This window comes from Lentzea miocenica (assembly GCF_033949945.1).
Classification (GTDB): Bacteria; Actinomycetota; Actinomycetes; order Mycobacteriales; family Pseudonocardiaceae; genus Lentzea; species Lentzea miocenica.
Genome location: NZ_JAXAVW010000021.1, coordinates 1 through 24998 on the forward strand (window position 1 = coordinate 1; position 24998 = coordinate 24998).

A 24998-nucleotide genomic window follows, 5' to 3' on the forward strand; every position below is an offset into this window, starting at 1 on the left:
GGGAACGGAACCCTCGAAGTGCAGCCGTGGGAGTAGCGAGCGAGGGCCGCTACTCCCACTCCCACTTGATGCCGTAGACGTAACCCGCCTGGGCTTCGCGGACGACGAGGTGAGTGGAGGCCGTGGTGCCGATCCACAGCTCACCTGTGTCGACATCGGGTGCGCCCGGCTCGGACCGGCTGAAGCTGTGGCACCGCACGGGCACCGCGTCGGGGTGGAACTCGACCTCCAGCACGTACTCGCGCAGCGCGCGGACGAACGTGCGGTCCGCCGAGACGCTGTCCGCACCGGGGTCGGAGATCATCCGCACGTCCACGAGCGCGGTGTCCCCCGCACGCAGCACCCGGTCGAGGATGACCTCGGCGACGATCAGCTTGTGGTCGTCGTCCCTGCGCACCCGGCCGACGCGGCACGACTTCTGCGCGACGATCTCGCCGGGAGAGCGGTCGGTCTCGTCGGCGGTCTTCGCCACGAGGATCCGGTCGACGCCGTCCTCGAACGCCTCGATCACCGAACTGGTCCGCATCTCGACCTCCCTCCGATCGGGACCGATCACGGTCAGGTCCCGTACGACGAGGTACTTCGCTGGAGCCGCGGTGAGGCGGTCCACGCGGGCGATGGCGCGGCCGAGGTCGATGGCGGCCTCCTGCCAGATCCCCTCCAACGCGGCGGCCCGTTCGATCCAGCGGCCGCGCGGCCGCTTGTCACCGAGCTGCCCGGTCAGCTCCCCCGGTGCCAGCCGCAGCACCTCTTCGAGCACAGCAACGGCGTGCAGCGACTCCGGCCGTTCCGGACGGCTGCGGCCACGGCGCCAGTAGCTCAGCGTCGACAGGCTCACCTGCACGCCGCGCAGTTCCAGGTGGTGCTGGATCCGCTCCAGACTGAGGCCACTCGCCTCCACGGCCTTGGCCAGTGCCTCGGCGAATTCCCGCATGGAGGAATGCTACGGCCCGTGATCGAAACCGGCTCGCCCAGCACGGCGAGTGCACAAAACCGGGGTTCGCCACAGTTTTGACAGTATTGAGAACTGAAGTTTCGAACCTGTTATCCGGAGCACAACTCACGTTAGTTTATTGGTGTTCCCCAGTTCATTCCCTGCCAGGAGGAACCGATGGCACCACTACGGCGTCATGTCGCCATTGCGGCGGCATTCAGCATTGCTTCCACGGCGATGCTGACGCCCACCGCGATCGCTGAGGAAGCAGTGCTGCCCGGTGCGGGCGCGCAGGCGGTCGAGGGCAGCTACATCGTGGTGCTGAAGGACGGAGCGCGCACCCCTGCCAGCGCGTTGGCGTCCCGCTACCAGGGCTTTCTCAAGCACACGTACAGCACCGCACTGCACGGCTTCTCGGTCACCGGGATGTCCGAACGACAGGCACGGCGGCTCGCGGCCGACCCCGATGTCGAATTCGTCGAGCGCAACACCTTCGCCACCATCCAGGAGACCCAGTCGAACCCGACCTGGGGACTCGACCGGATCGACCAGGCGAACCTGCCGCTCAACCAGTCCTACACCTACCCGAACACCGCGTCGAACGTGACGACGTACGTTCTTGACACCGGAATCAGGAAAACGCATTCCGAATTCGAGGGCCGCGCTTCCGACGGTTACGACTTCATCGACAACGACGCCGTCGCGCAGGACTGCCAGGGCCACGGCTCGCACGTCGCCGGCACGATCGCGGGCAAGACTTACGGCGTCGCGAAGAAGGCCAGGGTCGTCGGCGTCCGCGTGCTCGACTGCAACGGCAGCGGCGCGTGGGACGGCATCATCCGCGGCATCGACTGGGTGACGGCGAACGGCAAGAAGCCGGCCGTCGTCAACATGAGCCTGGGTGGCAGCGGCACGAACAGCTCGCTGGAGAACGCCGTGAAGCGGTCGATCACCGCGGGCTTCACCTACGTGCTGGCGGGCGGCAACAGCGGCCAGGACGCGTGCAACTTCACCCCGGCCCGCACGCCGGAGGCGATCACGGTCGGTGCGTCCGACCGCGCCGACAAGCGGTCGATCTGGTCGGCGGGCTCGTCGAACCACGGCAAGTGCCTGGACATCTGGGCGCCCGGTAGCGACATCGTCTCCGCCTCGCACAGCAACGACACCGGCACGCGGTCCATGGGCGGCACGTCGATGGCCTCACCGCACGTCGCGGGTGCGGCCGCGCTCTACCTGAGCGCGAACCCGAACGCGACACCCGACCAGGTGCGCGGTGCGCTCGTCGGCGCGGCCACGCCGAACAAGCTCTGACCGACATCAAGACGGGTTCACCGAACCTGCTGCTGAAGGTCTAGGAAAGCCTGCCGTCGCCGCTCCCCTGCGGCGGCGACGGCCATCCTGGCGCCCTCGATGCCCAGGCCGAATGCGGCTCGGCCGGAAGCATCGATCGACTGGGGGCGCTTGCGGTGGGGAGTGGGAGTAGCGGCTACTCCCACTCCCACCGCACTCCGTAGATTCCGGGCTTCGAGTTCCGCACGTGGATGTGCGTCGACGCGGTCGTCCCGATCCACAGGTCGTTCAGCGCGGTCTCCGGTTCGTGCAGCGACGGCCGGGCGAACTCGTAGCACCGCGCCGGCACCGCGTCCGGGTGGAAGTCGATCTGCAGCGTGTACTCGCCCACCGGCCGCAGGAACCGCCGGTCGCAGACCTCGCTGTCCGCACCGGGTTTCATCCGGACCGTGTAGTCGACGAGGGCCGTCTCCCCCGCTCTGAGCATCCGGTCGAAGAGGATCTCCGCGACGAGGAACCCGGTGGAGTCCTCACTGCGGACCCTGCCGAGCCGGCACGGCGGCCCCGCCTCGATCGTCGGCACGCCGAGGTCGGTGGCATCGGCCAGCTGGATGGCCAGGAACCTGTCGACCCCGTCCTCCAGCGCCTGGACGACGCCGGTGCAGTGGTTCAGGACCTCACGGCGGTCCGGCCCGATCACCTGCCGGTCCTGCACGCTGAGGTACGTCGACGCGGTCGGTTGCAGCCGGTCGATCCGCGCCATGACCTCGCCGAGATCGGTGGCGCGGGAGTCCCACATGTCCTCGAGGGACATCGACTGCCCGACCCAGCGTCCTCGTGGCCGCTTGTCGCCGAGCCGGTCGGTGAGAAACCCTTCCCCGAGATCGAGCAGTTCCTCCAGCGCCGCGACGACCTTCAGCGACTCGGGGCGTTCCGGACGGCTGCGGCCGCGGCGCCAGTAGCTGAGCGTCGAGATGCTCACCTGCATGCCGCGGGCGGCCAGGTGGTGCTGGATGCGTTCGAGACTGAGGCCGCTGTTGTCGACGGCTTTCGTCAGGGCCTCGGCGAAATCCACCACGGTGCCACCGTACGGTGCCGAACCCTCCGCCAGTAGGCCCACACGAAGGGTAATGAGACGCCGGTCTCAATTGGTTCGTTCGCCCCGACGCCACACCGAGTAGGTCAACGGGACCCCTGGGCGATACGCCAGGTGCGTGATCGACGGTGCGTCCAGCACGTGCAGATCTGCGCGCGCACCAGGCCGGATCACCCCGACGTCATCCCTCCGCAAGGCTTGCGCGCCACCCGCCGTCGCCGACCACACGGCTTCTTCCACGCTCATCCGCATCTGCAGGACCGCTGTCGTCACGCAGAACGCCATCGACGACGTGTAGGACGAGCCGGGGTTGCAGTTGCTGGCCAGCGCGACCGTGGCACCAGCGTCCAGCAGCGCGCGGGCCGGTGGCAGGGACTGACGGGTCGAGAGGTCGCACGCGGGGAGCAGCGTGGCGACCGTGTCCGACGACGCCAGCGCGTCGACGTCGTCCTGCGACAGGTAGGTGCAGTGGTCGACCGAGGCGGCACCGAGCTCCACGGCCAGCCGCACGCCGGGGCCCTCGCCGAGCTGGTTGCCGTGAACGCGCAGGCCGAGTCCCTTCTCCTGGGCCGCCACGAGCACGGCCTTCGACTGGCCGTAGTCGAAGGCGCCCTTCTCGCAGAACACGTCGGCCCAGCGCACGAGGGGCGCGACGGCGTCGAGCATCTCGCCGCGGACCAGGTCGACGTAGGTGTCGGCGTCCTCGCCGGGCGGGACGAGGTGGGCACCGAGGAACGTCACCTCGTCGGCGTGCTCGGCGGCGATGCGGGCACTCCGGACCTCGTCCGGGACGTTCAGGCCGTAGCCGGTCTTGGTCTCCACGAACGTCGTGCCCTGCTTCAGCGCCTCGGCGACGTGCCTGCGGACGACCTCGGACAGCTCGGCGTCGGTGGCCTGCCGGGTCGCGTTGACCGTCACCGCGATGCCACCCGCGGTGTAGGGCTTGCCGGCCATGCGCGCGCCGAACTCCGCGGTGCGGTCGCCCGCGAACACCAGGTGCGTGTGGCTGTCGACCCAGCCGGGCAGCACGGCGCGTCCCTCGACGTCGACCTTCGAGTCCGCCGCCGGGGCATCTGACGCCTGACCCACCCACGCGATCTGCTCGCCGTCGATGATCAGCGCGTCGCCGGTGGCCTCGCTGTTCGTCGTCAGCTCGCCGATGCCGGTGATCAGCACGCTCATGCCCACAGCTCCTCGATCGCGTCCGCCAGCAGCCTGCCGACGTCTCCCAAAGTCTCGTGCACACCACCACTGGCGACCACCCGGCCGCCGACCACCACGGTGTCCACATCGGACGCCGTCGCCGACAGGAAAACCTGCTGCGGCAACGAACCCGCGGTGCGCGGCGTCGAGCAGCTGATCGCCACGAGGTCGCAGGCCTGGCCCGGTTCGATGCGACCCGCCTGTGGCCAGCCCAGTGCGTCGTGGCGAGTGGCGGCCTGCAGCAGTTCTTGCGGCGAGAAGCGGCCGCGCTGACCGGTGCGGAGGCGTTCGTTGTGCTCCAGCGCGCGGGTTTCCAGCAACGGGTCGATCACCGCGTGCTGGTCGCTGCCCAGCGACAACGGGCTGCCCGCGTCGGCCAGTTCGCGCGCCGGCCCGATGCCGTCGGCGAGATCGGCCTCGGTGGTCGGGCAGAAGCACGCGCCCGTGCCCGTGCCGCCGAGTGTTGCGATGTCCTCGGGCGTCAGGTGCGTGGCGTGCACGGCCGTGGTGCGCGGTGAGAGGGCACCGGATTCCTGGAGCAGGCCGGTCGGGGTGAGGCCGTGAGCCGCGAGGCAGGCCTCGTTCTCCGCCGGTTGCTCGGAGAGGTGGATGTGCAGCGGAGCGTCCGGAAACGCCTGCGCCACCACGGAGAGCTCAGCTCGCGGGACCGCGCGGACGGAGTGGATCGCGGCGCCGACGCGCATCACGTCGTCGGACTTGAGTTCGGCCACCCGGCTCGCCCACGCCTCGGCGGTGCCGTCCGAGAAGCGTTGCTGGACCTCGTTGAGCGGCTGGTCGATGCCGCCCGCGAGGTAGCAGGTGTCGAGCAGGGTGAGACGGATTCCCGCGTCCTTCGCGGCTTCCCGCAGGGCGTACCCGAACTCGTTCGACCTGTCGTGCACGTAGTGGAACTCTCCGACGCTCGAGACGCCGGCGAGCGCCATCTCGCCGTAGACCGCGCGGGCGAGGCGGTAGTAGGACTGCGGCGTCAGCTTGGACGCCAGCGCGTACATGCCTTCGCGCCACGTCCAGAACGTCCCACCGCCGTCGTGCGTGCGCCCTCTGAGCGCGCGGTGGAACGCGTGCGAGTGGGCGTTCGCGAAGCCCGGCACGACCACGCCGTACAGCCTGCGCACACCCAGCGGAATAGTGTCCACTGTGGACACGTTCGCGATCACGCCGTTCTCGACCCGGATCAGCACGCGTTCGGCGAGCCCGCCGGGCAACCAGGCCCGCTCGCACCAGAAGTTCATGAGCCGAGGTGTTCGATCGTCGCGGCCAGTGCTTTGACGCCTTCGTCGACGTCGGCCTGCTCGGCGAACTCCTCCGGCGCGTGGCTCACGCCGGTCGGGTTGCGCACGAACAACATCGCCGTCGGCACGTGCTCGGCGAGGATGCCCGCGTCGTGGCCCGCACCGGTCGGCAACGCCGGAACGCCACCGAGCGCGCCCGCGATGTCGTCACGCAGCCGCGCGTCGAAGTGCACCGTGTCGCCGTACGACTCCTCGGTGATCCGCAGTTCGCAGCCTTCCTCCTTCGCTGCCTGGTGAGCCGCCTCGGAGATCTCCGCGACCATCGCACGGGTGCGCGCGTCGTCGCTGTCCCGCGCGTCGAGCCAGACGTCCACGGTGGACGCGATGACGTTGGTGCCGCCGGGGTTGGGGACGAGCCTTCCCACGGTGGCACGCCCGCCGTCCCTGGCAGCCTTTCGCGCTGCCAGGACGAGTTGTGATGCCGGGAGCATCGGGTCGCGGCGGTCCTCGATCAGCGTCGCACCGGCGTGGTTGCCCTCGCCGGCGAACGTGAAGCGCCACCGGCCGTGCGCCAGGATGCTGGACGCCACGCCGACCGGAACCGTCAGGCCGCGGCCCTGTTCGACGTGCAGCTCGACGAACTGACCGATCCGCCTGAGCGCGCGCTCGTCCCTGCCGACCAGGTCCGGGTTGTAGCCGGCGGCCTTCATCGCCTCGGCCAGCGTGATGCCGTCCGGGTCCTTGAGGTTCAACGCCTTCTCCGGGGAGATGGCGCCGGTCAGCAGGCGGGAGCCCAGGCAGGCCACACCGAACCGGCCACCCTCCTCCTCCGCGAAGACGGTGATGGCGAACGGCCGCGCGGGCTTGAACCCCTTGGCCTGCAGGAGGTCCACGGCCTGCAGCGAACTGGTCACCCCGAGCGGGCCGTCGAACGCGCCGCCGCCGGGCACCGAGTCGAGGTGGCTGCCGGTGATGAGCGCGTTCTCGCCGCGCTCGCCCCACCAGGCCCAGAGGTTGCCGTTCTGGTCGGTCTCGACGTTCAGGCCGCGCTTGACGGCCTGCTCGACGAACCAGTGGCGGAGCTCGAGTTCCGGCTTGTTGTAGCCGTGACGGGAGTAACCGCCGCGCTTGAGGTCGCGGCCGACGTCGCTGATCTGCTCCAGCATCACGCCACCACCGGCAAGCTCACGCAGGCGTCCCCTCCCAGGGGACCCCCGAATTCAATTCTCCCAGCGAGGTCTGACAATTTTCAGCCCTCCATCGGACTGTGCAGCATTGGGATGGGTACGCCCTTCTCGGCGGCCACGGTCTTGGCCTCGTCGTACCCGGCGTCCACGTGCCGGATGACGCCCATCCCGGGGTCGTTGGTCAGCACGCGCTCGATCTTCTGCGCGGCGAGCTCGGTGCCGTCCGCCACCGTCACCTGCCCGGCGTGGATCGAGCGGCCGATGCCCACCCCACCACCGTGGTGGATCGAGACCCACGTCGCACCCGAGGCCGTGTTGACCAGCGCGTTGAGCAGCGGCCAGTCGGCGATCGCGTCGGAGCCGTCGGCCATCGCCTCGGTCTCGCGGTACGGGGAGGCCACCGAGCCGCAGTCGAGGTGGTCGCGGCCGATGACGATCGGCGCGGACAGCTCGCCGGACGCCACCATCTCGTTGAACTTCAGGCCCGCGAGGTGCCGTTCGCCGTAGCCGAGCCAGCAGATGCGAGCGGGCAGGCCCTGGAACTCGACGCGCTCACCCGCCATCTTGATCCACCGGTGGAGCTGCTCGTTCTCCGGGAACAGCTCCAGGATCGCGGCGTCGGTCTTGGCGATGTCGGCCGGGTCGCCGGACAGCGCCGCCCAGCGGAACGGGCCCTTGCCCTCGCAGAACAGCGGCCGGATGTACGCGGGCACGAAGCCGGGGAAGGCGAACGCGCGGTCGTAGCCGCCGAGCTGGGCCTCGCCGCGGATCGAGTTGCCGTAGTCGAACACCTCGGCGCCGCGGTCCATGAAGCCGACCATCGCCTCGACGTGCGCGGCCATCGACGCCCGCGCCCGGTCGGTGAACTCCTCCGGCTTCGCGGCGGCGTAGGACGCCCAGTCCTCCAAAGCCACACCGACCGGCAGGTACGCCAACGGGTCGTGCGCGGAGGTCTGGTCCGTCACGATGTCGACGGCGACCTCGCGGCGCAGCAGCTCGGGCAGAATCTCTGCCGCGTTGCCCACGACACCGACGGAAACGGCCTCACCGGCGGCCTTCGCGGCCAGCACGCGCTCGATCGCCGAGTCCAGGTCGTCCGCGATCTCGTCGAGGTAGCGGGTCTCCAGGCGACGCTGGGCGCGGTGCGGGTCGACCTCGACGCAGAGCGCGACGCCCTCGTTCATCGTCACGGCGAGCGGCTGCGCGCCACCCATGCCACCGAGGCCCGCGGTCACCGTCAGCGTTCCGCGCAGCGTGCCGTTGAAGCGCTTGGTGGCAATGGCGGCGAACGTCTCGAAGGTGCCCTGCAGGATGCCCTGGGTGCCGATGTAGATCCACGAACCGGCCGTCATCTGCCCGTACATCGTGAGGCCCTCGGCCTCCAGGCGGCGGAACTCGGGCCAGTTCGCCCAGTCCGGCACGAGGTTCGAGTTCGCGATGAGCACGCGCGGCGCCCACTCGTTCGTGCGCATGACACCGACCGGACGGCCCGACTGCACCAGCAGCGTCTCGTCGGCCTCCAGGTTCTTGAGCTCGCGGGAGATCGCGTCGAACGACGGCCAGTCGCGTGCGGCCTTGCCGGTGCCGCCGTAGACGACGAGGTCCTCCGGGCGCTCGGCGACGTCCGGGTCGAGGTTGTTGTGGAACATCCGCAGGGCGGCTTCAGTCGACCAGTTCTTCGCGGTCAGTTCGGTGCCACGGTCAGCTCGAACAACGTTTGCGGCGTCTTTCACTGAAGAGCTCCACTTCGAATCAGGGCCTCGGCGGCGGCGATCTCGGGGGCGAGGTGGCGGTCCGGACCGGGTCCGGCGACCGTCTCGCGCAACTTCGCCACGGCGGCGGCCGTCGCGGGGGCGGGCTTGAGGGGCGCGCGCAGGTCGAGTGCCCGCGCGGCGGTGAGCAGTTCGATGGCCAGCACGGTCGTGAGTCCGTCCACGGCCTTGCGCAGCTTGCGGGCGGCGGACCAGCCCATCGACACGTGGTCCTCCTGCATCGCGGAGGACGGGATCGAGTCGACGGACGCCGGCACGGCCAGGCGCTTGAGCTCGGACACGATCGCCGCCTGGGTGTACTGGGCGATCATGTGGCCGGAGTCGACGCCGGGGTCGTCGGCGAGGAACGGCGGGAGGCCGTGCGAACGCGAGACGTCGAGCATGCGGTCGGTGCGGCGCTCGGCGATGGACGCCACGTCCGCGAGCGGGATGGCGAGGAAGTCCAGCGCGTAGGCGACCGGTGCGCCGTGGAAGTTGCCGTTCGACTCGACCCTGCCGTCCGCCAGCACCACCGGGTTGTCGATCACCGACGACAGCTCGCGGTCGGCCACCGTCGCCGCGTACGCCACCGTGTCGCGCGCCGCGCCGTGCACCTGCGGGGAGCAACGCAGCGAGTACGCGTCCTGCACGCGGGTGCAGTCGGGGCCGCGGTGCGAGGCGACGATCTCGGAACCGCGCATGAACGCGAGCATCCGGGCGGCACTGACGTTCTGGCCGGGGTGCGGGCGCAGCGCGTGCAGCTCCGGCTCGAAGACGCGGTCGGTGCCGAGCAACGCCTCGACGCTCATCGCGGCGGTGAGGTCGGCGATGTCGAGCAGCCTGGTGAAGTCCGCGATCGCCAGCGCCAGCATGCCGAGCATGCCGTCGGTGCCGTTGATCAGCGCGAGGCCTTCCTTCTCGGCCAGCCGCACCGGTTCGATGCCCGCCTCGGCGAGCGCCTCGGCCGCCGGGACGAGCTCGCCCCGAGCGTTGCGGACCATGCCCTCGCCCATCAACGCCAGCGCGCTGGCCGAGAGCGGCGCCAGGTCGCCGGAGCAGCCCAGCGAGCCGTACTCGTGCACGATCGGGGTGATGCCGGCGTTCAGCATCCCGGCCATGGCGTCCACAGTGGACAGCCGGACGCCGGTGTGCCCGGTGGAGAGGGTGCGCAGCCGCAGCAACATCAGCGCGCGCACGACCTCGCGCTCGACCTCGGGACCCGAACCGGCGGCGTGCGAGCGGATCAGCGACCGCTGCAGCTGGGCACGGCGGTCCGGCGGGATGTGCCGGACGGCGAGCGCGCCGAACCCGGTCGAGACGCCGTAGGTGGGGCGTTCGGCCGTGGCCAGCTCTTCGATGTGGCCACGGGCGGTGGTGACCGCCTCGCGGGCCGCCTCGGTGATCGTCACCGGGGCACCGTCGCGGGCGACGGCGTGGACGTCCTCGAGGGTCAGCGGCTTCGGACCCAGCTCCACCGGTTGTGTCATGCAGACATCACAGCGCTCCGGGGCCAACTCAGCGACCCCGGAGCGCGCGATGGTGTCTGGTACCCCAGACAGGCAGGGCTACAAGCCGCGACCGATCCAGTTCGTGTCCGGGTGGTCCATGTGTTGCATCGACACCCGGTTGGCCGTGTCGAGCAGGCTGTCCGTGCTCTGGGAAGCGCCCGACACGGTGAGCCACAGCCCGCTGTCCTGCACCACGAGCGCACCACTGGGGACGATCGCGCCCTGCTTGCCGCGCACGTTCGCCGGAGTGCCGGACGTCTGGGCCGGCGCGCTGGTCGCGAGGGTCACCACGAACTTCTCCGAGCGCCACTGGGCCGTCCACCGGGTGAGGGTGCTGCCCCAGATGTCGCTCGCCGGTTTGCCGTCCAGCGAGAACGGCGCCAGGTAGCTCAGCTTGGCGTCCGCGCGCACCGAGTCGGCGACGCGCATCGCGGTGTCTGTTCCGTTCGTCTCCCCACGAACGGACACGCTCAGCACGTCCTGCGCCTGCCACACCAGTTCGGTCGTGGGCGTGGGCGACTGGCCTTGGACCGTGCGCGCCCACGCCTTCAGCCCGCGGACGCTGGTCTCCAGCCATCCGCTGAGGTCAGGCAGGTTCTTCAGGTTGCGGAGACTGACGCGCGGGTCGCCGGTCTGCTGCGTCGGGTCCTTCTCCTTGATGTTCGCCGGCACCCACACGCGCGTGGTCTCGTCGCCGACGCTGCGGAACGTCTCGACGTAGCCGTCGGGCAGCCAGTGCGGCGTGTACTTGATCGCGACGCTCTGGCCGTTCGAGTTCGTCGGCATGAGCGCGGCGGCCGCGTCGTTGGTGTTCGGCGGCGTGTACCTGTCGCTCGCGATGACGCCCGCGAAGATCAGGACGGCGACGGCGGCCATGGAGGCGGTGGCGATCAGGAAGACGTTGTTCCGTTGCCTTTTCCGCTTGCGCCGCAAGGCGTTCAGCGTCGGCCCCGGATGCGGAGTGCGTTCGGCCAACTGGCCGAGTGCCTCCTTGATGAGCTGTTCGGTGTCGTTCACGACAGGCCCTCCCCGAGCCGCAACCCGACACCAGCGGGCTCCGGCGTGTGATCCAGGCGGAGTGTGGCCAGCGCACGCGAGATGTGGCTGCGCACGGTTCCCTCGGCACAACCGAGCATCTGTGCGATCTCCGAGTCCTCGTAGTTCTCGTAGTAGCGGAGCACGACCGCGGCCCGCTGTTTGCGGGGCAGCTTGGCGATCCGCTGCAACATTGCTTCCCGCTCGTCGTAGTGGTGCGTCGTGTCTCCGACGGGCGGGGTGACGGACTCCAGCGTCGACATGCAGAGGGCGACGTCCTTGGCTGCCCGGCGTCTGCGCCACGAGAGGTACTCGTTGGTCACCATGCGCTTGACGTAGGCGTGAGGGAGGTCGACGGAACCGATGCGATCCCACTTCTGCTGCGCACGCAGCAGCACTTCCTGGACCACGTCCTGGGCCAGGTGCGGGTCACACGTGAGCACGGTGGCATAGCGCAGCAACGGGGTCACCTGTTCTGCCACGAAGTCATCGAAACTCGGTGTCAATCCCGACCCCCTTCAAAACCGTCACACCCCTATGACGCACGAACGGCTCGTTCTGTTGAGTGTGCACTGATGGCGGAACGGCGTGGGCTGGATCACGTGGGAAAATCACTGGTGTGGGCAGCAGCAGTGACGTTCCAGCGCTGCGACGAGGTCTCTCGGTCCTTCGGCTGCTGGCGGGCCGGCCGGGCCCGGTCTCCGCGGCGTCGGTGGCGCGCGAACTTAATCTGCCCAGGTCAACGACCTACCACCTGCTGTCGGAGCTGACCGAGTCAGGCTTCGCGACCCACTTCCCCGAGGAGAAGCGCTACGGCCTGGGCGTCGCCGCCTTCGAACTCGGCTCCGCCTACCTGCGCCACGACCCGCTGGAACGGCTGGCCCGCCCGTTGCTGCGACGGCTCGCCGACCGGATGGAGAAGGTCGCCCATCTGGGTGTGCTCAACGGCGCCGAGGCCCTCTACCTGGTGCGCGAGCAACCCCGGCAGCCGCAGACGATCGTGTCCGACGTCGGCGTGCGCCTGCCCGCGCACCTGACGGCGTCGGGCCGCGCGATGCTGGCGCACGTGTCTCCGGCTCAGGTCAGGGCACTGTTCCCGTCCGTCGCGTCGTTCGTCGACCGGACCGGACGGGGACCGCACAACCTGCCGGCCCTGCGCCGCCTGCTGACAACGGAGCGCCGTCAGGGCTGGGCGGTCGAGGACGGGTTCGTGACCGCGGGGTTCGCCTCGGTGGCGGCACCGGTGTTCGACCACGGCGAGCGCCCGATCGCGGCCATCACGCTGACGTTCCGGCACGTGTGCGACACACCCTGCGGCCAGACGTGGCCTGAGCTGGCCAAAGAGGTCCGCAAGGCGGCCGACGAGCTGACGACCCGGATCGGCGGTCACGCGGCCTCAGGTTAGTAGCCATGTACATAGTATCCATGTACTGTATCTGCCATGAGCAGTGCGGAAGCGACGCCTGGGCACCTCGTGTGGCGTTTGGCGATGAAATGGCGGACCGCCGTTGACCGAGCGTTGGACCCCCTCGGGCTGACGCACGCGCAGTACGTCGTGCTGGCATCGCTCTACGGCATGAACCGCCCTTCCCAGCGCGAACTGGCCGACTGGGCAGGCCTCGAACCGCTGTACGTCTCGAAACTGGCGCGCGCGCTCGAAGCGTCCGGGCTGATCTCCCGCACCCGTGACACCGTCGACACCCGAACGGTGCGGCTGGAACTGACCGCGCGCGGCCGTTCGACGGTCGAGCCCGCCATCGCCCTGGTCAGCTCGCTGCTCGATCGACTGCTCGCGCCCCTGGGCGATCGCACGGCCGCGTTCTCCCGCGAGCTCGTCGACCTGCTCGCCGTTCCCCTCGACTAAGGACGTTCCGTCATGCCTGTTGTCCCCGTCCTCGACTCGACCATGCACTACTCGTCGTCCGGCTCCGCGCCGTTCGTGTTCCTGCACGGCAACCCCGGCTCGTCTCATTCCTGGCGCGACGTGCTGCCGGAGTTAGGTGGCCTGGCGCCGGACCTGATCGGCATGGGCCGCTCGGGCAAGCCGGACATCGCCTACTCGTTCGCCGACCACGCTTCCTACCTCGACGCGTGGTTCGACGCGCTCGACCTGGACCGCGTGGTGCTGGTCGGCCACGACTGGGGCGGCGCTCTGGCATTCGACTGGGCGGCCCGGCATCCGGAGCGCGTGGCCGGGATCGCCTTCTTCGAGACGATCGTGAAGCCGATGACCGGTTCCGAGCTTCCTTTGCCCGCGCAGGAACGGGTTTCGAAGTTCCGCACGCCCGGCCTCGGCGAGGAGCTCGTGCTGGAGAGCGACGGGTTCGTGCGGCAGGCGTTCACCGGTGGTGTGCTGAGTCCGGTGTCGGAGGAGGACATGGCCGCGCATCTGGCGCCGTTCCCCGATGCCGCGAGCCGGCGGCCGGTGCTCGCATGGGCACGGCAGATGCCGTTCGACGGCGAACCGGCCGCTTTGGTGCCGCGGATCGAGGCCTACGGCGCGTGGCTCGCCACCTCGGAGATGCCGAAGCTGTTGTTGACCTTCGAGGGTTCACCGACGTTGCTCATCGGTCCGCAGTTGCACACCTGGTGTGTCGACAACATCGCCGCGTTGGACGTGGTGACCGCGGGTGAGGCCGGCCATCACGCGCAGGAGGACCGGCCGAAGGAGATCGCCGCCGCCATCGCCGCCTGGGCGGATCGGCACCATCTTGCTTAGATCGGGTGCATGGGGGTAACAGTCGAGAAGTTCGATCCAGCGCACGCGCCCGAAGCCGAACTCCGCGCGTTCCACGAGGTGATGACCGCCCGGTACGCGGACGACCGGCCGCGGTGGACCGCACCGGCCTACGAGGAAGTCCTTTTCCGGCTGCGCACGCCGTTCCAGGGGCTCGGTCCGTCCCACCGCTGGTCAGCCCGCCTCGACGGAGAGACCGCGGGGTTCGCCGAGCTGCTCTTCGCGGACTGGGAACACGCGGCGTTGCTGGAGATCGTGGTGCACCCGCGAGCCCGGCGCCGGGGAGTCGGCACAGCCGTCCTGCAGGCGCTGCTGCCCGAGGTCGAGGCCCGTGGCCGCACCCAGCTCGAAGGCTGGCAGATCACCAAGGACAGCGACGGCGCCCGGTGGGCCTCGAACCGCGGGTTCCGGACGGTCAACACCAACATCCTCCAGACCCTGACGCTCGCCGAGGCCGACAGCACGCTCTGGGACGTCCCGATCCCGCCCGGCTACCGGCTCGTGCAGTGGACGGGCCGAACGCCCGACGAATTGCTCTCCTCCTATGCCGCCGCACGCAACGCGATCCACGACGCGCCTATGGGCGAGCAGAACGTGCCGCTGCCGCAATGGACGCCCGAGCGGATACGCGAGGCCGAGCAGGACTACCTCGACCGCGGCGCCGAGCAACGAGTCGTCGTCGCGGTGCACGAGGCCAGCGGCGCCGTGGCCGGCATGACCGAACTCGAACTGCACAGCGAACGCCCAGGGCGCGGGTTCCAGCAGGACACCTGCGTGGTGCCGGCACATCGCGGTCGCGGCCTCGGCCGTTGCATGAAGGCGCACATGATCCGCTGGACGCGGTCCGAGCGGCCGGCGATCACCGAGATCGCCACCGGCACCAGCGGCGAGAACGTCCACATGGCACGGGTCAACCACGCGCTCGGCTACGTCACGGTCAGCGACATGATCGCCGTGAGCGCGAAGATCGAGGAGCTGAGCGCGTGATCGAGGAACTGGATTTCGCGCAGGCGTCGCAGGACGACCGCCACGGCCTGTACGAGGTCGTGGCGGCCTGGGTGGTGGAGGACGGCAGAGAACCGCCGCTCTACGAGGCATGCGTCGCCAGGTGGGAGAACCGCGACGAGCTCGGCTTCGAGGCATCGCGCTTCATGGTCGCGCGCGAGGCGGGGACGATCATCGGCTACGTCCAGGTGCAGGTCTCCGAGGCCGAGGCCAACGCGCACCTCGCCCTCGCCACGGTCGTGGTGCTACCGGAACACCGTCGCCGTGGCATCGGTACGGCCTTGCTCGGCTCCATGAGGTCGTTGCTGGCGGGCCAGACCGTCATCGAGTCCTGGAGCGTCGTCGAGGGCACTCCCGCCGAGCAGTTCGCGGCCGCCCGCGGGTTCCGCGTCGTCACCTCCATGACGAGGCAGAAGCTCGTCCTCGGCGAACTTCCCGAGGTCGGCGCACTGCCGCCCGGCTACGAGCTGGTCACGTGGAACGGCGCGGCGCCGGACGAGCTCGTCGAGGCGTTCGTCGAGGGACTCAACGCGATGGCGGACGCACCCTTCGGCGAAACAGCGCTCGACGACGCGCACAACACGGTCGAGAGCATCCGGCAGGCAGAGGCAGAAGCCGTCGCGGACCGGTGGGTCGTTCTCCTGCTGCACAAGGGCGAGGTCGCAGGAGTCACGGTCGTGGAGCGGAATTCCGTGGACACGACCGTGGCCGAGCAGCTGCACACCGTCGTGCTGCCCGCCCATCGCGGCAAGGGCCTGGGCCGGTTGATCAAGGCGAGCATGCTGCACAACCTGACCGGCGTCGAACGGATCTTCACGCGCACCAGCAGCGAGAACGAGCACATGCTCCGCGTGAACCACTCGCTGGGCTACCAGGACCTCTACATCTACAAGGCCGTACAAGCGAAAACCGCTGACCTGCAGCCATGAAGCTGCGGGCCAGCGGTTCTCACAAGCAGGTCAGATGCCCGCGGAAGCGAGCCACTCCTTGGCGACCTTCTCCGGCTCCGGCTTGTCCGGCGAAGCCAGCTTCTGGTTCAGCTCCAGCAAGGTCTTCGTGTCGAGCTTCTTCGAGATGGCGTTGAGGATGTCGCGGACCTGCTGCGACGCCTTCTTCTCGTTGATGAGCGGCAACACGTTCTCCGCGGCGAAGACGTTCCTCGGGTCTTCCAGCACCACGAACTCGTTGGCCTTGATAGCGGAGTCCGTCGTGAACAGGTCGGCCGCCTGCACCGTGTTGTCCTTCAGGCCGGCGACGGTCAGCGGGCCGCCGACGTCGAGCGCCTTGAACTCCTTGAACTCGCAGGCGTACTTGGCCTTCAGACCGGCCAGGCCGTCCGGGCGGTTCTGGAACTCCGGCGGGCCACCGAAAACGAAGTCCTTGCAGTACGGCACGAGGTCTTCGATCGACTTGAGGCTGTACTGCGCGGCGATCTGCTTGGTGACGACGACCGCGTCCTTGTCCTCCGCGGAGGACTTGTCGAGCACGATGAGGCCCTGCGGCAGCGCCTTCTTCAGCGCCTCGTACACCTCGTCGGAGCCGACCTCGGGCGCCTCCTTGTTGACGTGCTTGAGAAGCACGCCGCTGTACTCGGGGATCAGGTCGATCGAGCCGTCCTGCACGCCCTTGAAGTACAGCTCGCGGTTGCCGATGTTCAGCTTCTTGGAGACCTTGATGCCCTTGCTCGCCAAGGCTTCCGCGTAGATCTCCGCGAGCAGGCGCGACTCCGGGAAGTTCCCGGACCCCACAACGATCGTGTCCGTCGGGGCCGGGTTGTTGGCGCCGCCCGTCAACGGATCACCACCGCACGCCGACAGAAGCATCACGGCAGCGACAGCCGTGGCGATGCGCTTCATCTCTTTCCTCCGGTTCCCACTGGACGCAGCCCTGGCGAGACCGTCAGCCGTTGCAGGCCGGCGAACCCCAGGTCGACGAGAACGGCGAGCAGTGCCACGAGCACCGCGCCGGCGAGCATCTGTCCGAAATCCTGCAGGGCGAGGCCGTCGAAGACGAACCTGCCGAGACCACCGGCGCCGGTGTAGGCGGCGATGGTGGCGGTCGCGACGACCTGCAGCGCGGCGCCGCGGAAACCGCCGAAGATCAACGGAAGCGCGTTCGGGATCTCCACCTGGAGCAGCACACCCGACTCGCGCATGCCGACGCCCCGTGCCGCGTCGACCGTCACCGGGTCGACCGCGCGGATGCCCGCGTAGGTGCCCGCCATGATCGGCGGGATCGCGAGCAGCACCAGCGCGACGTACACCGGGAAGTCACCGAGACCCGCCCACAGCACGACGAGGATCAGCACAGCCGTGGTCGGCAGGGCGCGCAGCACGTTCGAGAGTCCGACGACCAGGAACCCGCCCTTGCCGGTGTGGCCGACGAACGCGCCGAGCGGGATCGCGATCAGCGCGGCGATCAGCAGCGTCAGCAAGGTGTAACCGAGATGTTCCAGCAGCCGCACCGGAATCCCGGTCGAGCCGGACCAGTGCGCGGGGTCGAAGAGCCAGCCGCCCATCAGCTCACCTCCCCGCCCTTGCCCACGGCGTGAGCACACGTCCGATCAGCAACAGCAACCCGTCCGCGAGCGCCGCCAGCACGACCGTCCCGATGAGACCCGCGAGGACCTTCTCGGTGTGGTCGGTCTGGTAGCCCTCGGTGAAGAGCTGGCCGTAGCCGCCGAGTCCGACGAGCGCGCCGACGCTCACCATGCTGATGTTCGACACCGTCGCGACCCGCAGGCCCGCGATGGTGACCGGCAGCGCCAGCGGGAAGTCGACGGTCAGGAACCGGCGCCACGGCCGGAACCCCATCGCGTTCGCGGCGGCGGTCACGTGGCCGGGCACCGCCGACAGCGCGTCGGCGACCGTGCGGACCATCAGCGCGACCGTGTAGATCACCAGCGGCACGACGACGTTGATCTCGTCGAGGATCTTCACGCCGATCAGCACCGGGGTGATCACGATCAGCGCGATGGACGGGATCGTGAACAGGATGTTGGCCAGCGGGAAGAGGATCGCGCGCGCTGTCTGCGACCGGCTGGCCAGCCACCCCAGCGGGATGGACAGCACGAACCCGATCAGCACCGGCACGACGGAGAGCCGGAGGTGCACCTCGGTGACTTCCCAGAACCTTTCCCAGTTCTCGAAAATCCAGGTCACTTCGGGACCTCACCCGCCGCGCGGGCCTTCGCGAGTGCCTTGATCACGTCGTCGGCCTTCACCACGCCGGTCACCGCGCCGGCGTCGTCGACGACCACGCCGAGCGCGGAAGGCGAGCTGAGCGCAGCGTCGAGCGCGCCGCGCAACGTGCTGCCGTCGTAGAGCGAGCCACCGGAGATCAGGTGCTGGTCGCTGACCTCGACCTCACCGTCCACTCCGGACAGCCAGCCCTTCGGCCGGTTCTCGTCGTCGACGACGAGCGTCCAGTCCGCGACGGTGATGCGCTCGCCGAGCTTGGCCGTGGTGATGGGGTGCACGGGCACATCTGCGTGCAGGAACGTCAGCGTGCGGTAGCCGCGGTCCCTGCCGACGAACGAGGCCACGAAGTCGTTGGCGGGCGCGGCCAGCAATTCGGTCGGCCGCGCGTACTGGGCGAGGTGGCCGCCCGTCTGGAACACCGCGACGCGCTCGCCGAGTTTCAAAGCCTCGTCGATGTCGTGCGTAACGAACACGATCGTCTTGTCGAGTTCCGCTTGCAGGCGAAGGAGTTCGTTCTGCAGGTCCTCGCGCACGACCGGGTCGACCGCGCTGAACGGTTCGTCCATCAACAACACCGGCGGGTCGGCCGCGAGCGCACGGGCTACGCCCACGCGCTGCTGCTGACCGCCGGAGAGCTGAGCCGGGTAGCGCTTGCCGAACGCCGGGTCGAGCCCGACGATCTCCAGCAGCTCCGCGGCACGAGTGCGGGCCTTTCGTCTGTCCCAACCGGACAGCAGTGGCACCGTCGCGACGTTGTCCAGCACCGTCCTGTGCGGGAAGAGCCCCGCCTGCTGGATCACGTAGCCGATGCCGCGCCGCAGCGTCGGCGGATCAACGGTCAGGACGTCCTTGCCGTCAACGAGGATCGTGCCCGACGTCGGGTCGATCATGCGGTTGACCATGCGCAGCGACGTCGTCTTGCCGCAGCCGGAAGGACCCACGAACACCGTGATGGTGCCCGCCTCGACCGTGAGGTCGAGTTCGTCGACAGCGATGGTCCCGTCCTCGAACCGCTTGGTGACGGCCCGGAACTCGATCACCCGAAGATCCCTCCGGTCGTGACGGCCACCCCGATTGGGCCGCCCTGGATGCAGATCCCTGTGACCTTAACTCGTTCGGCGTACCCCGGCACAGCATTCCACTATGTGACGGGCCGTATGGTTTACCGCTTGTGACGATCGACCAGGTTCGCCAGTTGGTGACGGAGCGCGGAGTACACGCCCGCAAGCTCCGCGAAGTGTTGTCCCTGCTCAGCGACGACTGGCACCCGCTGGCCGAACTCGTGCGCCTGCCCGCTGTGCCCCGCCGCACCGTCCAGGACCTGCTGAAAGCCCTTGGCGACGACATCGAATCTTCAAACGATCGTTACCGCATCGCGCCCGGTCTGGTCGCCTCGTACCGCAGCGCTTTTGGCGTGTCGGGCGTCCGCGATCACACGGACGTGCTGCGCCAGATCCTCGTGGACATCGCGGACGTCCCGCCGCCGTTGTCCTCGTTGGACCACGTGCAGGCGACCGCGGAGACAGCCCTGAATCGCGCGGTGTGGCTGGATTCCGGCTACGACCTCGCGGGCAGGCGTTTGCTGTGCCTCGGCGACCACGACCTGACCTCGCTGGCCGTCGCCGCGGTCAACCCGCACGTGTCGATCACGGTCGTGGATCTCGACGAGCGCCTGCTGGAGTTCATCGACTCACGTGCCGCCGCGCGTGGACTCGACATCCGGACGTTGCACTGCGACATGCGTTTCGGCCTGCCCACGTCGGTCCTCGAATCCTTCGATCTCGTTTTCAGCGACCCGCCGTACACGCCGGAGGGCATGGGCCTCTTCGCCGGCCGCGCGATCGAGGCGTTGGAGGACATCTCCGCGGGCCGGTTGTTGCTCGCCTACGGGTTCTCCGACCGGACGCCCGCCCTGGGCTTGAAGGTGCAGCAGGAACTGCAGAAGCTCGGCCTGGTGTTCGAGGCCATCCTGCCCGCGTTCCACCGGTTCGACGGCGCCCAGGCCATCGGTTCCGCCGCCGATCTGTACGTCTGCCGGCCGACCGGGCGGCGCGCGGTGTCCGGCGGCACCCGGATCTACACGCACGGCGCGCAGTCCGTGGAGTCTTCTGGTCCGTCGCAGGAAGCGCTGGCCGCTCTCTCCGACCTGGCTCCCCGGCCCGAGTCCTCGCCGCCGCCGAAGCCCCGTTCCGCGGGGTGGGCCGAGCCCGTCGGCAAGGGTGCGGCTTCCCTGGCCGTCGACCTGTCGGCGGATCCGGGACCGTGGTTGCTGCGGACGTTGCTGGCTTCCTCCCCGGCGCGGCTGGCGTGCCTGGTGCCGAACAACCACCCGGCCGTGTCCTCCGAGGCAGGGCAGAAGGAACTCCAGGAACTGGTGAAGACCCGGTTCAAGTTGAAATTCCTGCGCAACAACCCAGATGGCAAGACCACGATCGTCGTCGCCGATCAGGTTCTGGCCGGGACGCTGTCGGTCGGCGAGCGGGTGGCGCGCGAGATCCTGATGAAGGCGCACGGGAAGTTGCGCAACGTGTGGCGCGAGGCGTTGATCAGCGGATCTTCGGGTTTGCTGACGAAGAACCAGGCTCGGGAGATCGTCGACTCCGCTGGGATCGCCGAGGACGACCTGGAGCTGCGGTTGATCGATCTGCCGAAGCATCGGGTGGCCGCGGTGCTGAAGGCGGCGGGCGAGAGCGCCAGGTACCTGGAAGCGCCGACGCCGAACGCCTAGCCTTGCTCGGTGCCTTTCGACGCGCGTGTCTTCCAGATCCTGATTGCCTCTCCTGGTGACGTGCAGGCGGAGCGGGACACGATCACCGAGGTCATCCACGAGTGGAACTACCTCAACTCCCGCGAGAAGAGCATCGTGCTGCTGCCGTTGCGCTGGGAGACGCACTCCGCGCCGGAGCTGAACGAACGTCCGCAGGTCGTCATCAAACCGCCAGGTCGTCGACCAGTGCGACATGGCGGTCGGCGTCTTCTGGACGCGGATGGGCACACCGACTGACGTCGCGGCGAGCGGGACAGCCGAGGAGGTCCAGCGCGTCGGCGAGGCGGGCAACGGGATCAGCATCGTCAGTTCCAGTAGGCCAAATCCGGACTACTACCGCGAAGTCGTGCGGAACTACCTGGAACGCAACGCTCACTGCGCGTTCCGCCTGGCATCGGTGAACCCCGCGGTCCAAGGACTGCAGAACCTGTTCCTCGAACTCATCGTCACCTCGACCACGGGCGATGCCCAGCTCGTCGCCGAGGAACCGAAGCTGGCTTCGCCCACCACCGAGACGGGCGGCTACTTCAGCCAAGTCACGACCTATTTCGTCGGACAGGACATAGCGACTCACAGCCGCATCCAGCAGCAGGAAGGTCCGAGCAGCTGGCGAATGGAGCTCGAGGTCCCGGTCGTCCACGCCACCAGAACCGTCTTCTCCAAGAACGAGTTCTGGGTGAACGTCGCCAAGCCGTCGATGATCACGCTCGACTGCACGGCCTACTCACCGAACTCGGCGCCGTTCACCATGCGCACCAGCCTGGAGATCAAGGTCACCCACCGCGAGATGACCTATCGCGAAATCCTGGCGGCCCACGAGGACCTAACCCGCCCTCGGGATGTGCAGGGGACCGAGGGCCAGCACCGCGCGGAACTCCTTGGGCGGCACCGGACGCGAGAACAACCAGCCCTGGTACGCGTCCACGCCGACCCCGCGCAGAACGTGGAACTGCGTGGCCGTCTCCACACCCTCGGCCACGCACTTGCGCCCCATCGCGCGGGCCATGTCCACCACGGCCCGTGCGACGGCGAAGTCCGAGGAGTCGTTGCCCACGCCGGAAACGAAGCGCCGGTCCACCTTGATGATCTGCGCCGGCAGGTCCTTCAGGCGGGCCAGCGACGAGTAGCCGGTGCCGAAGTCGTCGACGGCGAACTGCACGCCGCGCTTCACCAGTTCGTCCATCGACTGCCGCACGCGCGAGGGCAGGTCGACGAACGCGGTCTCGACCAGTTCCAGCACCACCCGTTCCCACGGGACGCCGGACTCCATGATCGCGGTCGACACGATGTCGACGAACTCCGGATCGCCCGGCACCAACCCGGCCAGGTTCACCGCCACCGACACCGGCCGGCCGTCGGGCGCCGGCCAGGTCGCGGCCTCGCGCAACGCGGTTCGCAGCACCCAGCGGTCGAGTTCGCGCATCAGGTCGCCCTGCTCGGCGACCGGCAGGAACACGTCCGGCGGCAGCAGGCCGCGGTCGGGGTGCGGCCAGCGCACCAGGGCCTCCGCGGTCAGGACAGCGCCGTCGACGCCCACCACCGGCTGGTAGTGCAACGCCAGGCCGTCGTGCTGAATGGCGTCGCGCAACTGGCCTTCGAGGTGCACCTGGCGGTCCGCGGAGGCGATCAACGCGGCCGACGCCAGCGACACGCGTCCGGCACCGTTGCGCTTGGCCTCGAACATCGCGGCGTCGGCGAACCGCAGCAGGTCGGCGCCGTTCGCACGCGAGCCGTTCGGCACGGCGGCGCCGATCGATGCGGAGACCCGGACCAGCTGGCCGTGCACCGGCACGGCGGTCCTCAGCAACGACGCGACCCGAGTCGCCAACGCGTCGACGCCGCCGACCGAGTCGATGTCCTCGGAGATGATCACGTACTCGTCGCCGGACAGCCGGGCCGCGGTGCAGCCCTCCGGCAGGCCGCCCTCCAGCCGTCTGGCCAGCGCCACGAGCAGCTCGTCGCCGGCGTCGTGGCCGAGGGAGTCGTTGACGCGCTTGAAGTTGTCGATGTCGCAGAAGAGGACCGCGACCTTGGACCGGCCGGGACCGTCCAGCACCTTGCTGAGGATCTCCTTCACCAGCGCGCGGTTCGGGAGGCCGGTCAGCTCGTCGTGAGTGGCCTGGTGGCGCAGGGCCTCGGCGGCGCGGCGGCGTTCGGTGATGTCCAGGAACACGATCAGCCAGAAGCGGCGGCCGTCGTCCTGCACGGACAGCGCGATGTGCAGCTCGCAGTAGACCTTTTCGCCGTCGGGGCGCACGAGGATGCGCTGCGGGATCTTCTGCGTGCGTTCGGCGGCCCACTGCAGGCCGGGCGAGGTGTCCTCGGGGTGGGTGAGCTGCTCGGCGGTCATGCCGCGGAGCTGCTCCAGTTCCATGCCGAGCAGGTCGCACAACGCGTCGTTGGCGTCCACTAGGCGTTCGGCCTCGTCGAACAGACCGATGCCGACGGGCGTGACCGACACCAGGTCGGTGAAGCGCTGCGAGGAACGCTTCATGCGTGCCTCGGCGGCGCGTTGTTCGGTGACGTCCTGGGCGGTGCCGACGGCGAGCTGCTTGCCGTGCGGGCCGTGCACGATCATGCCGTGGCAGCGGAAGATGCGCAGCGAGCCGTCCGGACGCACCACGCGGTGCTCACACTGCACGGCGATCTCGTCGACGGCCAGCTGGCGCCACAGGTCGTCCACCCACGACCGGTCTTCCGGGTGCACCAGGCCGAGGTAGTACTGGTAGTTGCCGGCGATGTCCGCGGGGATGCCGTAGAGCTCGCGCAGCATGTCCGACCACACGACCTCGCCGGTGCCGGGGTTCCACTCCCACATGCCGAGGCGCGCGGCCTGCTGCGCGTCCGCCAGCCGTCTGCGGTCCTCCCGCATCTGACGTTCCAGGGCACGGGCTTCGGTGACGTCCTGGATGGTGCCGTGGTAGCGCTCGATGCGGCCGGACGGCGCGATCTCCGCGCGGGCCCGGCACATGTAGACCCGCTCGCCGACCTCGCTGCGGACCTCCACCTCGACCGGTGCGTCGTCGGAGGTGTGCAGCAGCTGGTGCCGCAACGCCGTCACGGCCTCGCGGTCGTCCGGGTGCACGCCGCTGAGCAGGTCCTCGTCCGGCGTCATGCCGAGCTCGGCGAACATCTCCATCAGCACTTCGCTGCGGTGGACCGCCCGTGTGCCGGTCTCGTACGCCCAGCTGCCGATGCGCGCGATGCGCTGCGCCTCCAGCAGCCGCGCCCGTTCCTGCGCGAGCTCCGTGGCCGCGCGCTTGGCCTCGGTGATGTCGCGGATGTAGCCGGTGATCTTGTCCAGCTGACCCGCGTCGGTCAGCCTCGCCTCGGCGACACCGCGGATCCACCGCAGCTGGCCGTCCGGGCGCACGATCCGGTACTCGATGTCGATCGGGTCGCCGGTGATCTCCCGGCCCTGCCAGTACGTCGCGACCATGTTGTAGTCGTCCGGGTGCACGACGTCGAGAACGGCCTGCGCACCAGGCACGACGGCGCCGCGTTCGACGCCGAGGAGTTCGTAGTGCGTGTCCGACCAGACGGTCAGGCCGGTCTCCGGGTCGAACTCCCACGAGCCCAGCTCGGCGACCCGCTGGACCTTGCGCAGCCGGCGCTGTTCGTCGCGCAACGCGTCCGCGGCGGTGGAGAGATCGGAGACGTCGATCAGGAGGACGGCCTGCAGGCCAGTTCCGGGAACGGCGTGCCGCGCCACGCGGACCGGCAGTTCGCTGCCGTCACAGCGCGACAGGCGCAGGTCGGACTGGTTGCCGAGGAGCAGTTCGCCGAGCGGGCGCCCGACGAGGTCGTCGGCTCCCTGCGCGCCGGCGAGCTCCACGGCGGCCGGGTTCGCCTGCATGACGACGCCCTTGATGTCCACGAGCAACGACGGCGCGTCGGGCAAGGTCAGCCCGTCCAGCGTCACCGAAGGCTTTCCAGTCGTCGGTGACGTGTTCGGCACAGCCGTCCGTGCACGGCCGTTCACCACCGTCGCGCGTCCCACCCACTTGGGCACCGGCCCACCCTCTCCCGTAT

23 protein-coding genes are annotated in these 24998 nt (G+C 69.2%); 8 read left to right on the forward strand and 15 right to left on the reverse strand.

From position 1 onward, the window contains the following. Positions 1 to 49: 49 nt before the first annotated feature. Complete coding sequence (locus SK803_RS24810; protein WP_319968485.1) at positions 50 to 934, reverse strand: hypothetical protein; 885 nt, start codon at positions 932 to 934, stop codon at positions 50 to 52. Between the two features lie 177 nt (positions 935 to 1111). Between SK803_RS24810 and SK803_RS24815 the strand changes: the two genes are divergently transcribed. Beyond that, positions 1112 to 2245 (forward strand): S8 family peptidase, encoded by a 1134-nt coding sequence (locus SK803_RS24815; protein ID WP_319968486.1) that lies wholly within the window; start codon positions 1112 to 1114, stop codon positions 2243 to 2245. Positions 2246 to 2420: 175 nt separating this feature from the next. On the opposite strand, the gene SK803_RS24820 is transcribed toward SK803_RS24815, so the two are convergent. From SK803_RS24820 to SK803_RS24855, 8 genes are all read right to left on the reverse strand, one after another. After that, positions 2421 to 3302 carry a hypothetical protein gene (locus SK803_RS24820; RefSeq protein WP_319968487.1) on the reverse strand — a complete coding sequence of 294 codons (882 nt, stop codon included), beginning with the start codon at positions 3300 to 3302 and terminating at the stop codon, positions 2421 to 2423. 66 nt (positions 3303 to 3368) lie between these two features. Next, positions 3369 to 4502, reverse strand: coding sequence for an imidazolonepropionase (gene hutI, locus SK803_RS24825; RefSeq protein WP_319968488.1), 1134 nt, complete (start codon positions 4500 to 4502; stop codon positions 3369 to 3371). Further along, positions 4499 to 5776, reverse strand: coding sequence for a formimidoylglutamate deiminase (locus SK803_RS24830; protein ID WP_319968489.1), 1278 nt, complete (start codon positions 5774 to 5776; stop codon positions 4499 to 4501). The genes hutI and SK803_RS24830 overlap by 4 nt, the downstream gene beginning before the upstream one ends. Then, positions 5773 to 6942 carry an allantoate amidohydrolase gene (locus tag SK803_RS24835; RefSeq protein WP_319968490.1) on the reverse strand — a complete coding sequence of 390 codons (1170 nt, stop codon included), beginning with the start codon at positions 6940 to 6942 and terminating at the stop codon, positions 5773 to 5775. Before SK803_RS24835 ends, SK803_RS24830 begins: the two co-directional genes overlap by 4 nt. Positions 6943 to 7025: 83 nt before the next feature. Then, positions 7026 to 8696 carry a urocanate hydratase gene (gene hutU / locus SK803_RS24840; protein ID WP_319968491.1) on the reverse strand — a complete coding sequence of 557 codons (1671 nt, stop codon included), beginning with the start codon at positions 8694 to 8696 and terminating at the stop codon, positions 7026 to 7028. Then, positions 8693 to 10201, reverse strand: a complete 1509-nt coding sequence (hutH, locus tag SK803_RS24845) for a histidine ammonia-lyase (RefSeq protein WP_319968492.1) — start codon at positions 10199 to 10201, stop codon at positions 8693 to 8695. Before hutH ends, hutU begins: the two co-directional genes overlap by 4 nt. A gap of 78 nt (positions 10202 to 10279) precedes the next feature. Continuing rightward, positions 10280 to 11239, reverse strand: coding sequence for a hypothetical protein (locus SK803_RS24850; RefSeq protein ID WP_319968493.1), 960 nt, complete (start codon positions 11237 to 11239; stop codon positions 10280 to 10282). Further along, positions 11236 to 11763, reverse strand: coding sequence for a SigE family RNA polymerase sigma factor (locus SK803_RS24855; protein ID WP_319968494.1), 528 nt, complete (start codon positions 11761 to 11763; stop codon positions 11236 to 11238). The genes SK803_RS24850 and SK803_RS24855 overlap by 4 nt, the downstream gene beginning before the upstream one ends. A 113-nt stretch (positions 11764 to 11876) precedes the next feature. On the opposite strand from SK803_RS24855, the gene SK803_RS24860 reads away from it, so the two are divergent. From SK803_RS24860 to SK803_RS24880, 5 genes are read left to right on the forward strand one after another with little or no spacing between them, the layout of a single operon-like run. Then, entirely contained in the window at positions 11877 to 12662 is a 786-nt protein-coding gene (locus SK803_RS24860; RefSeq protein WP_319968495.1) for an IclR family transcriptional regulator, read from the forward strand. 36 nt (positions 12663 to 12698) lie between these two features. Next, positions 12699 to 13121, forward strand: coding sequence for a MarR family winged helix-turn-helix transcriptional regulator (locus tag SK803_RS24865; RefSeq protein ID WP_319968496.1), 423 nt, complete (start codon positions 12699 to 12701; stop codon positions 13119 to 13121). Positions 13122 to 13133: 12 nt separating this feature from the next. Then, positions 13134 to 13976 (forward strand): haloalkane dehalogenase, encoded by an 843-nt coding sequence (locus SK803_RS24870; RefSeq protein ID WP_319968497.1) that lies wholly within the window; start codon positions 13134 to 13136, stop codon positions 13974 to 13976. 9 nt (positions 13977 to 13985) lie between these two features. Beyond that, the gene (locus SK803_RS24875) at positions 13986 to 14981 is read left to right on the forward strand and encodes a GNAT family N-acetyltransferase (protein WP_319968498.1); all 996 of its coding nucleotides are present in this window, start codon (positions 13986 to 13988) and stop codon (positions 14979 to 14981) included. After that, a complete protein-coding gene (locus SK803_RS24880) occupies positions 14978 to 15928 on the forward strand; it encodes a GNAT family N-acetyltransferase (protein WP_319968499.1) in 951 nt (316 codons plus the stop codon). The genes SK803_RS24875 and SK803_RS24880 overlap by 4 nt, the downstream gene beginning before the upstream one ends. A 30-nt stretch (positions 15929 to 15958) precedes the next feature. Here the strand turns inward: SK803_RS24880 and SK803_RS24885 are convergent, their stop codons facing one another. The 4 genes from SK803_RS24885 to SK803_RS24900 are packed head-to-tail and all read right to left on the reverse strand — an operon-like array spanning position 15959 to position 19239. Further along, the gene (locus SK803_RS24885) at positions 15959 to 16855 is read right to left on the reverse strand and encodes an ABC transporter substrate-binding protein (protein ID WP_319968500.1); all 897 of its coding nucleotides are present in this window, start codon (positions 16853 to 16855) and stop codon (positions 15959 to 15961) included. Then, entirely contained in the window at positions 16852 to 17517 is a 666-nt protein-coding gene (locus tag SK803_RS24890) for an ABC transporter permease (protein ID WP_319968501.1), read from the reverse strand. Before SK803_RS24890 ends, SK803_RS24885 begins: the two co-directional genes overlap by 4 nt. A 4-nt stretch (positions 17518 to 17521) precedes the next feature. After that, complete coding sequence (locus SK803_RS24895; RefSeq protein WP_319968502.1) at positions 17522 to 18160, reverse strand: ABC transporter permease; 639 nt, start codon at positions 18158 to 18160, stop codon at positions 17522 to 17524. Next, the gene (locus tag SK803_RS24900) at positions 18157 to 19239 is read right to left on the reverse strand and encodes an ABC transporter ATP-binding protein (protein WP_319968503.1); all 1083 of its coding nucleotides are present in this window, start codon (positions 19237 to 19239) and stop codon (positions 18157 to 18159) included. The genes SK803_RS24895 and SK803_RS24900 overlap by 4 nt, the downstream gene beginning before the upstream one ends. A gap of 131 nt (positions 19240 to 19370) precedes the next feature. Between SK803_RS24900 and SK803_RS24905 the strand changes: the two genes are divergently transcribed. After that, entirely contained in the window at positions 19371 to 20927 is a 1557-nt protein-coding gene (locus SK803_RS24905) for a bis-aminopropyl spermidine synthase family protein (protein WP_319968504.1), read from the forward strand. A gap of 9 nt (positions 20928 to 20936) precedes the next feature. Then, positions 20937 to 21203 carry a hypothetical protein gene (locus SK803_RS24910; protein WP_319968505.1) on the forward strand — a complete coding sequence of 89 codons (267 nt, stop codon included), beginning with the start codon at positions 20937 to 20939 and terminating at the stop codon, positions 21201 to 21203. A gap of 333 nt (positions 21204 to 21536) precedes the next feature. Here SK803_RS24910 and SK803_RS24915 read toward each other — a convergent pair whose 3' ends face one another. Next, positions 21537 to 21683, reverse strand: a complete 147-nt coding sequence (locus SK803_RS24915; RefSeq protein ID WP_319968506.1) for a hypothetical protein — start codon at positions 21681 to 21683, stop codon at positions 21537 to 21539. A 106-nt stretch (positions 21684 to 21789) separates the two neighbouring features. Next, positions 21790 to 24978 (reverse strand): bifunctional diguanylate cyclase/phosphodiesterase, encoded by a 3189-nt coding sequence (locus SK803_RS24920; protein WP_319968507.1) that lies wholly within the window; start codon positions 24976 to 24978, stop codon positions 21790 to 21792. Positions 24979 to 24998 lie beyond the last annotated feature (20 nt).

Bases quoted from the DNA above. Each gene is read 5' to 3' on its own strand.
- SK803_RS24815 (WP_319968486.1), top strand. From the start codon at position 1,112: ATGGCACCACTACGGCGTCATGTCGCCATTGCGGCGGCATTCAGCATT.
- SK803_RS24870 (WP_319968497.1), top strand. From the start codon at position 13,134: ATGCCTGTTGTCCCCGTCCTCGACTCGACCATGCACTACTCGTCGTCC.
- hutH (WP_319968492.1), bottom strand. From the start codon at position 10,201: ATGACACAACCGGTGGAGCTGGGTCCGAAGCCGCTGACCCTCGAGGAC.
- SK803_RS24830 (WP_319968489.1), bottom strand. From the start codon at position 5,776: ATGAACTTCTGGTGCGAGCGGGCCTGGTTGCCCGGCGGGCTCGCCGAA.
- SK803_RS24810 (WP_319968485.1), bottom strand. From the start codon at position 934: ATGCGGGAATTCGCCGAGGCACTGGCCAAGGCCGTGGAGGCGAGTGGC.
- SK803_RS24875 (WP_319968498.1), top strand. From the start codon at position 13,986: ATGGGGGTAACAGTCGAGAAGTTCGATCCAGCGCACGCGCCCGAAGCC.
- SK803_RS24835 (WP_319968490.1), bottom strand. From the start codon at position 6,942: ATGCTGGAGCAGATCAGCGACGTCGGCCGCGACCTCAAGCGCGGCGGT.
- hutI (WP_319968488.1), bottom strand. From the start codon at position 4,502: ATGAGCGTGCTGATCACCGGCATCGGCGAGCTGACGACGAACAGCGAG.
- SK803_RS24865 (WP_319968496.1), top strand. From the start codon at position 12,699: ATGAGCAGTGCGGAAGCGACGCCTGGGCACCTCGTGTGGCGTTTGGCG.
- SK803_RS24890 (WP_319968501.1), bottom strand. From the start codon at position 17,517: ATGGGCGGCTGGCTCTTCGACCCCGCGCACTGGTCCGGCTCGACCGGG.
- SK803_RS24885 (WP_319968500.1), bottom strand. From the start codon at position 16,855: ATGAAGCGCATCGCCACGGCTGTCGCTGCCGTGATGCTTCTGTCGGCG.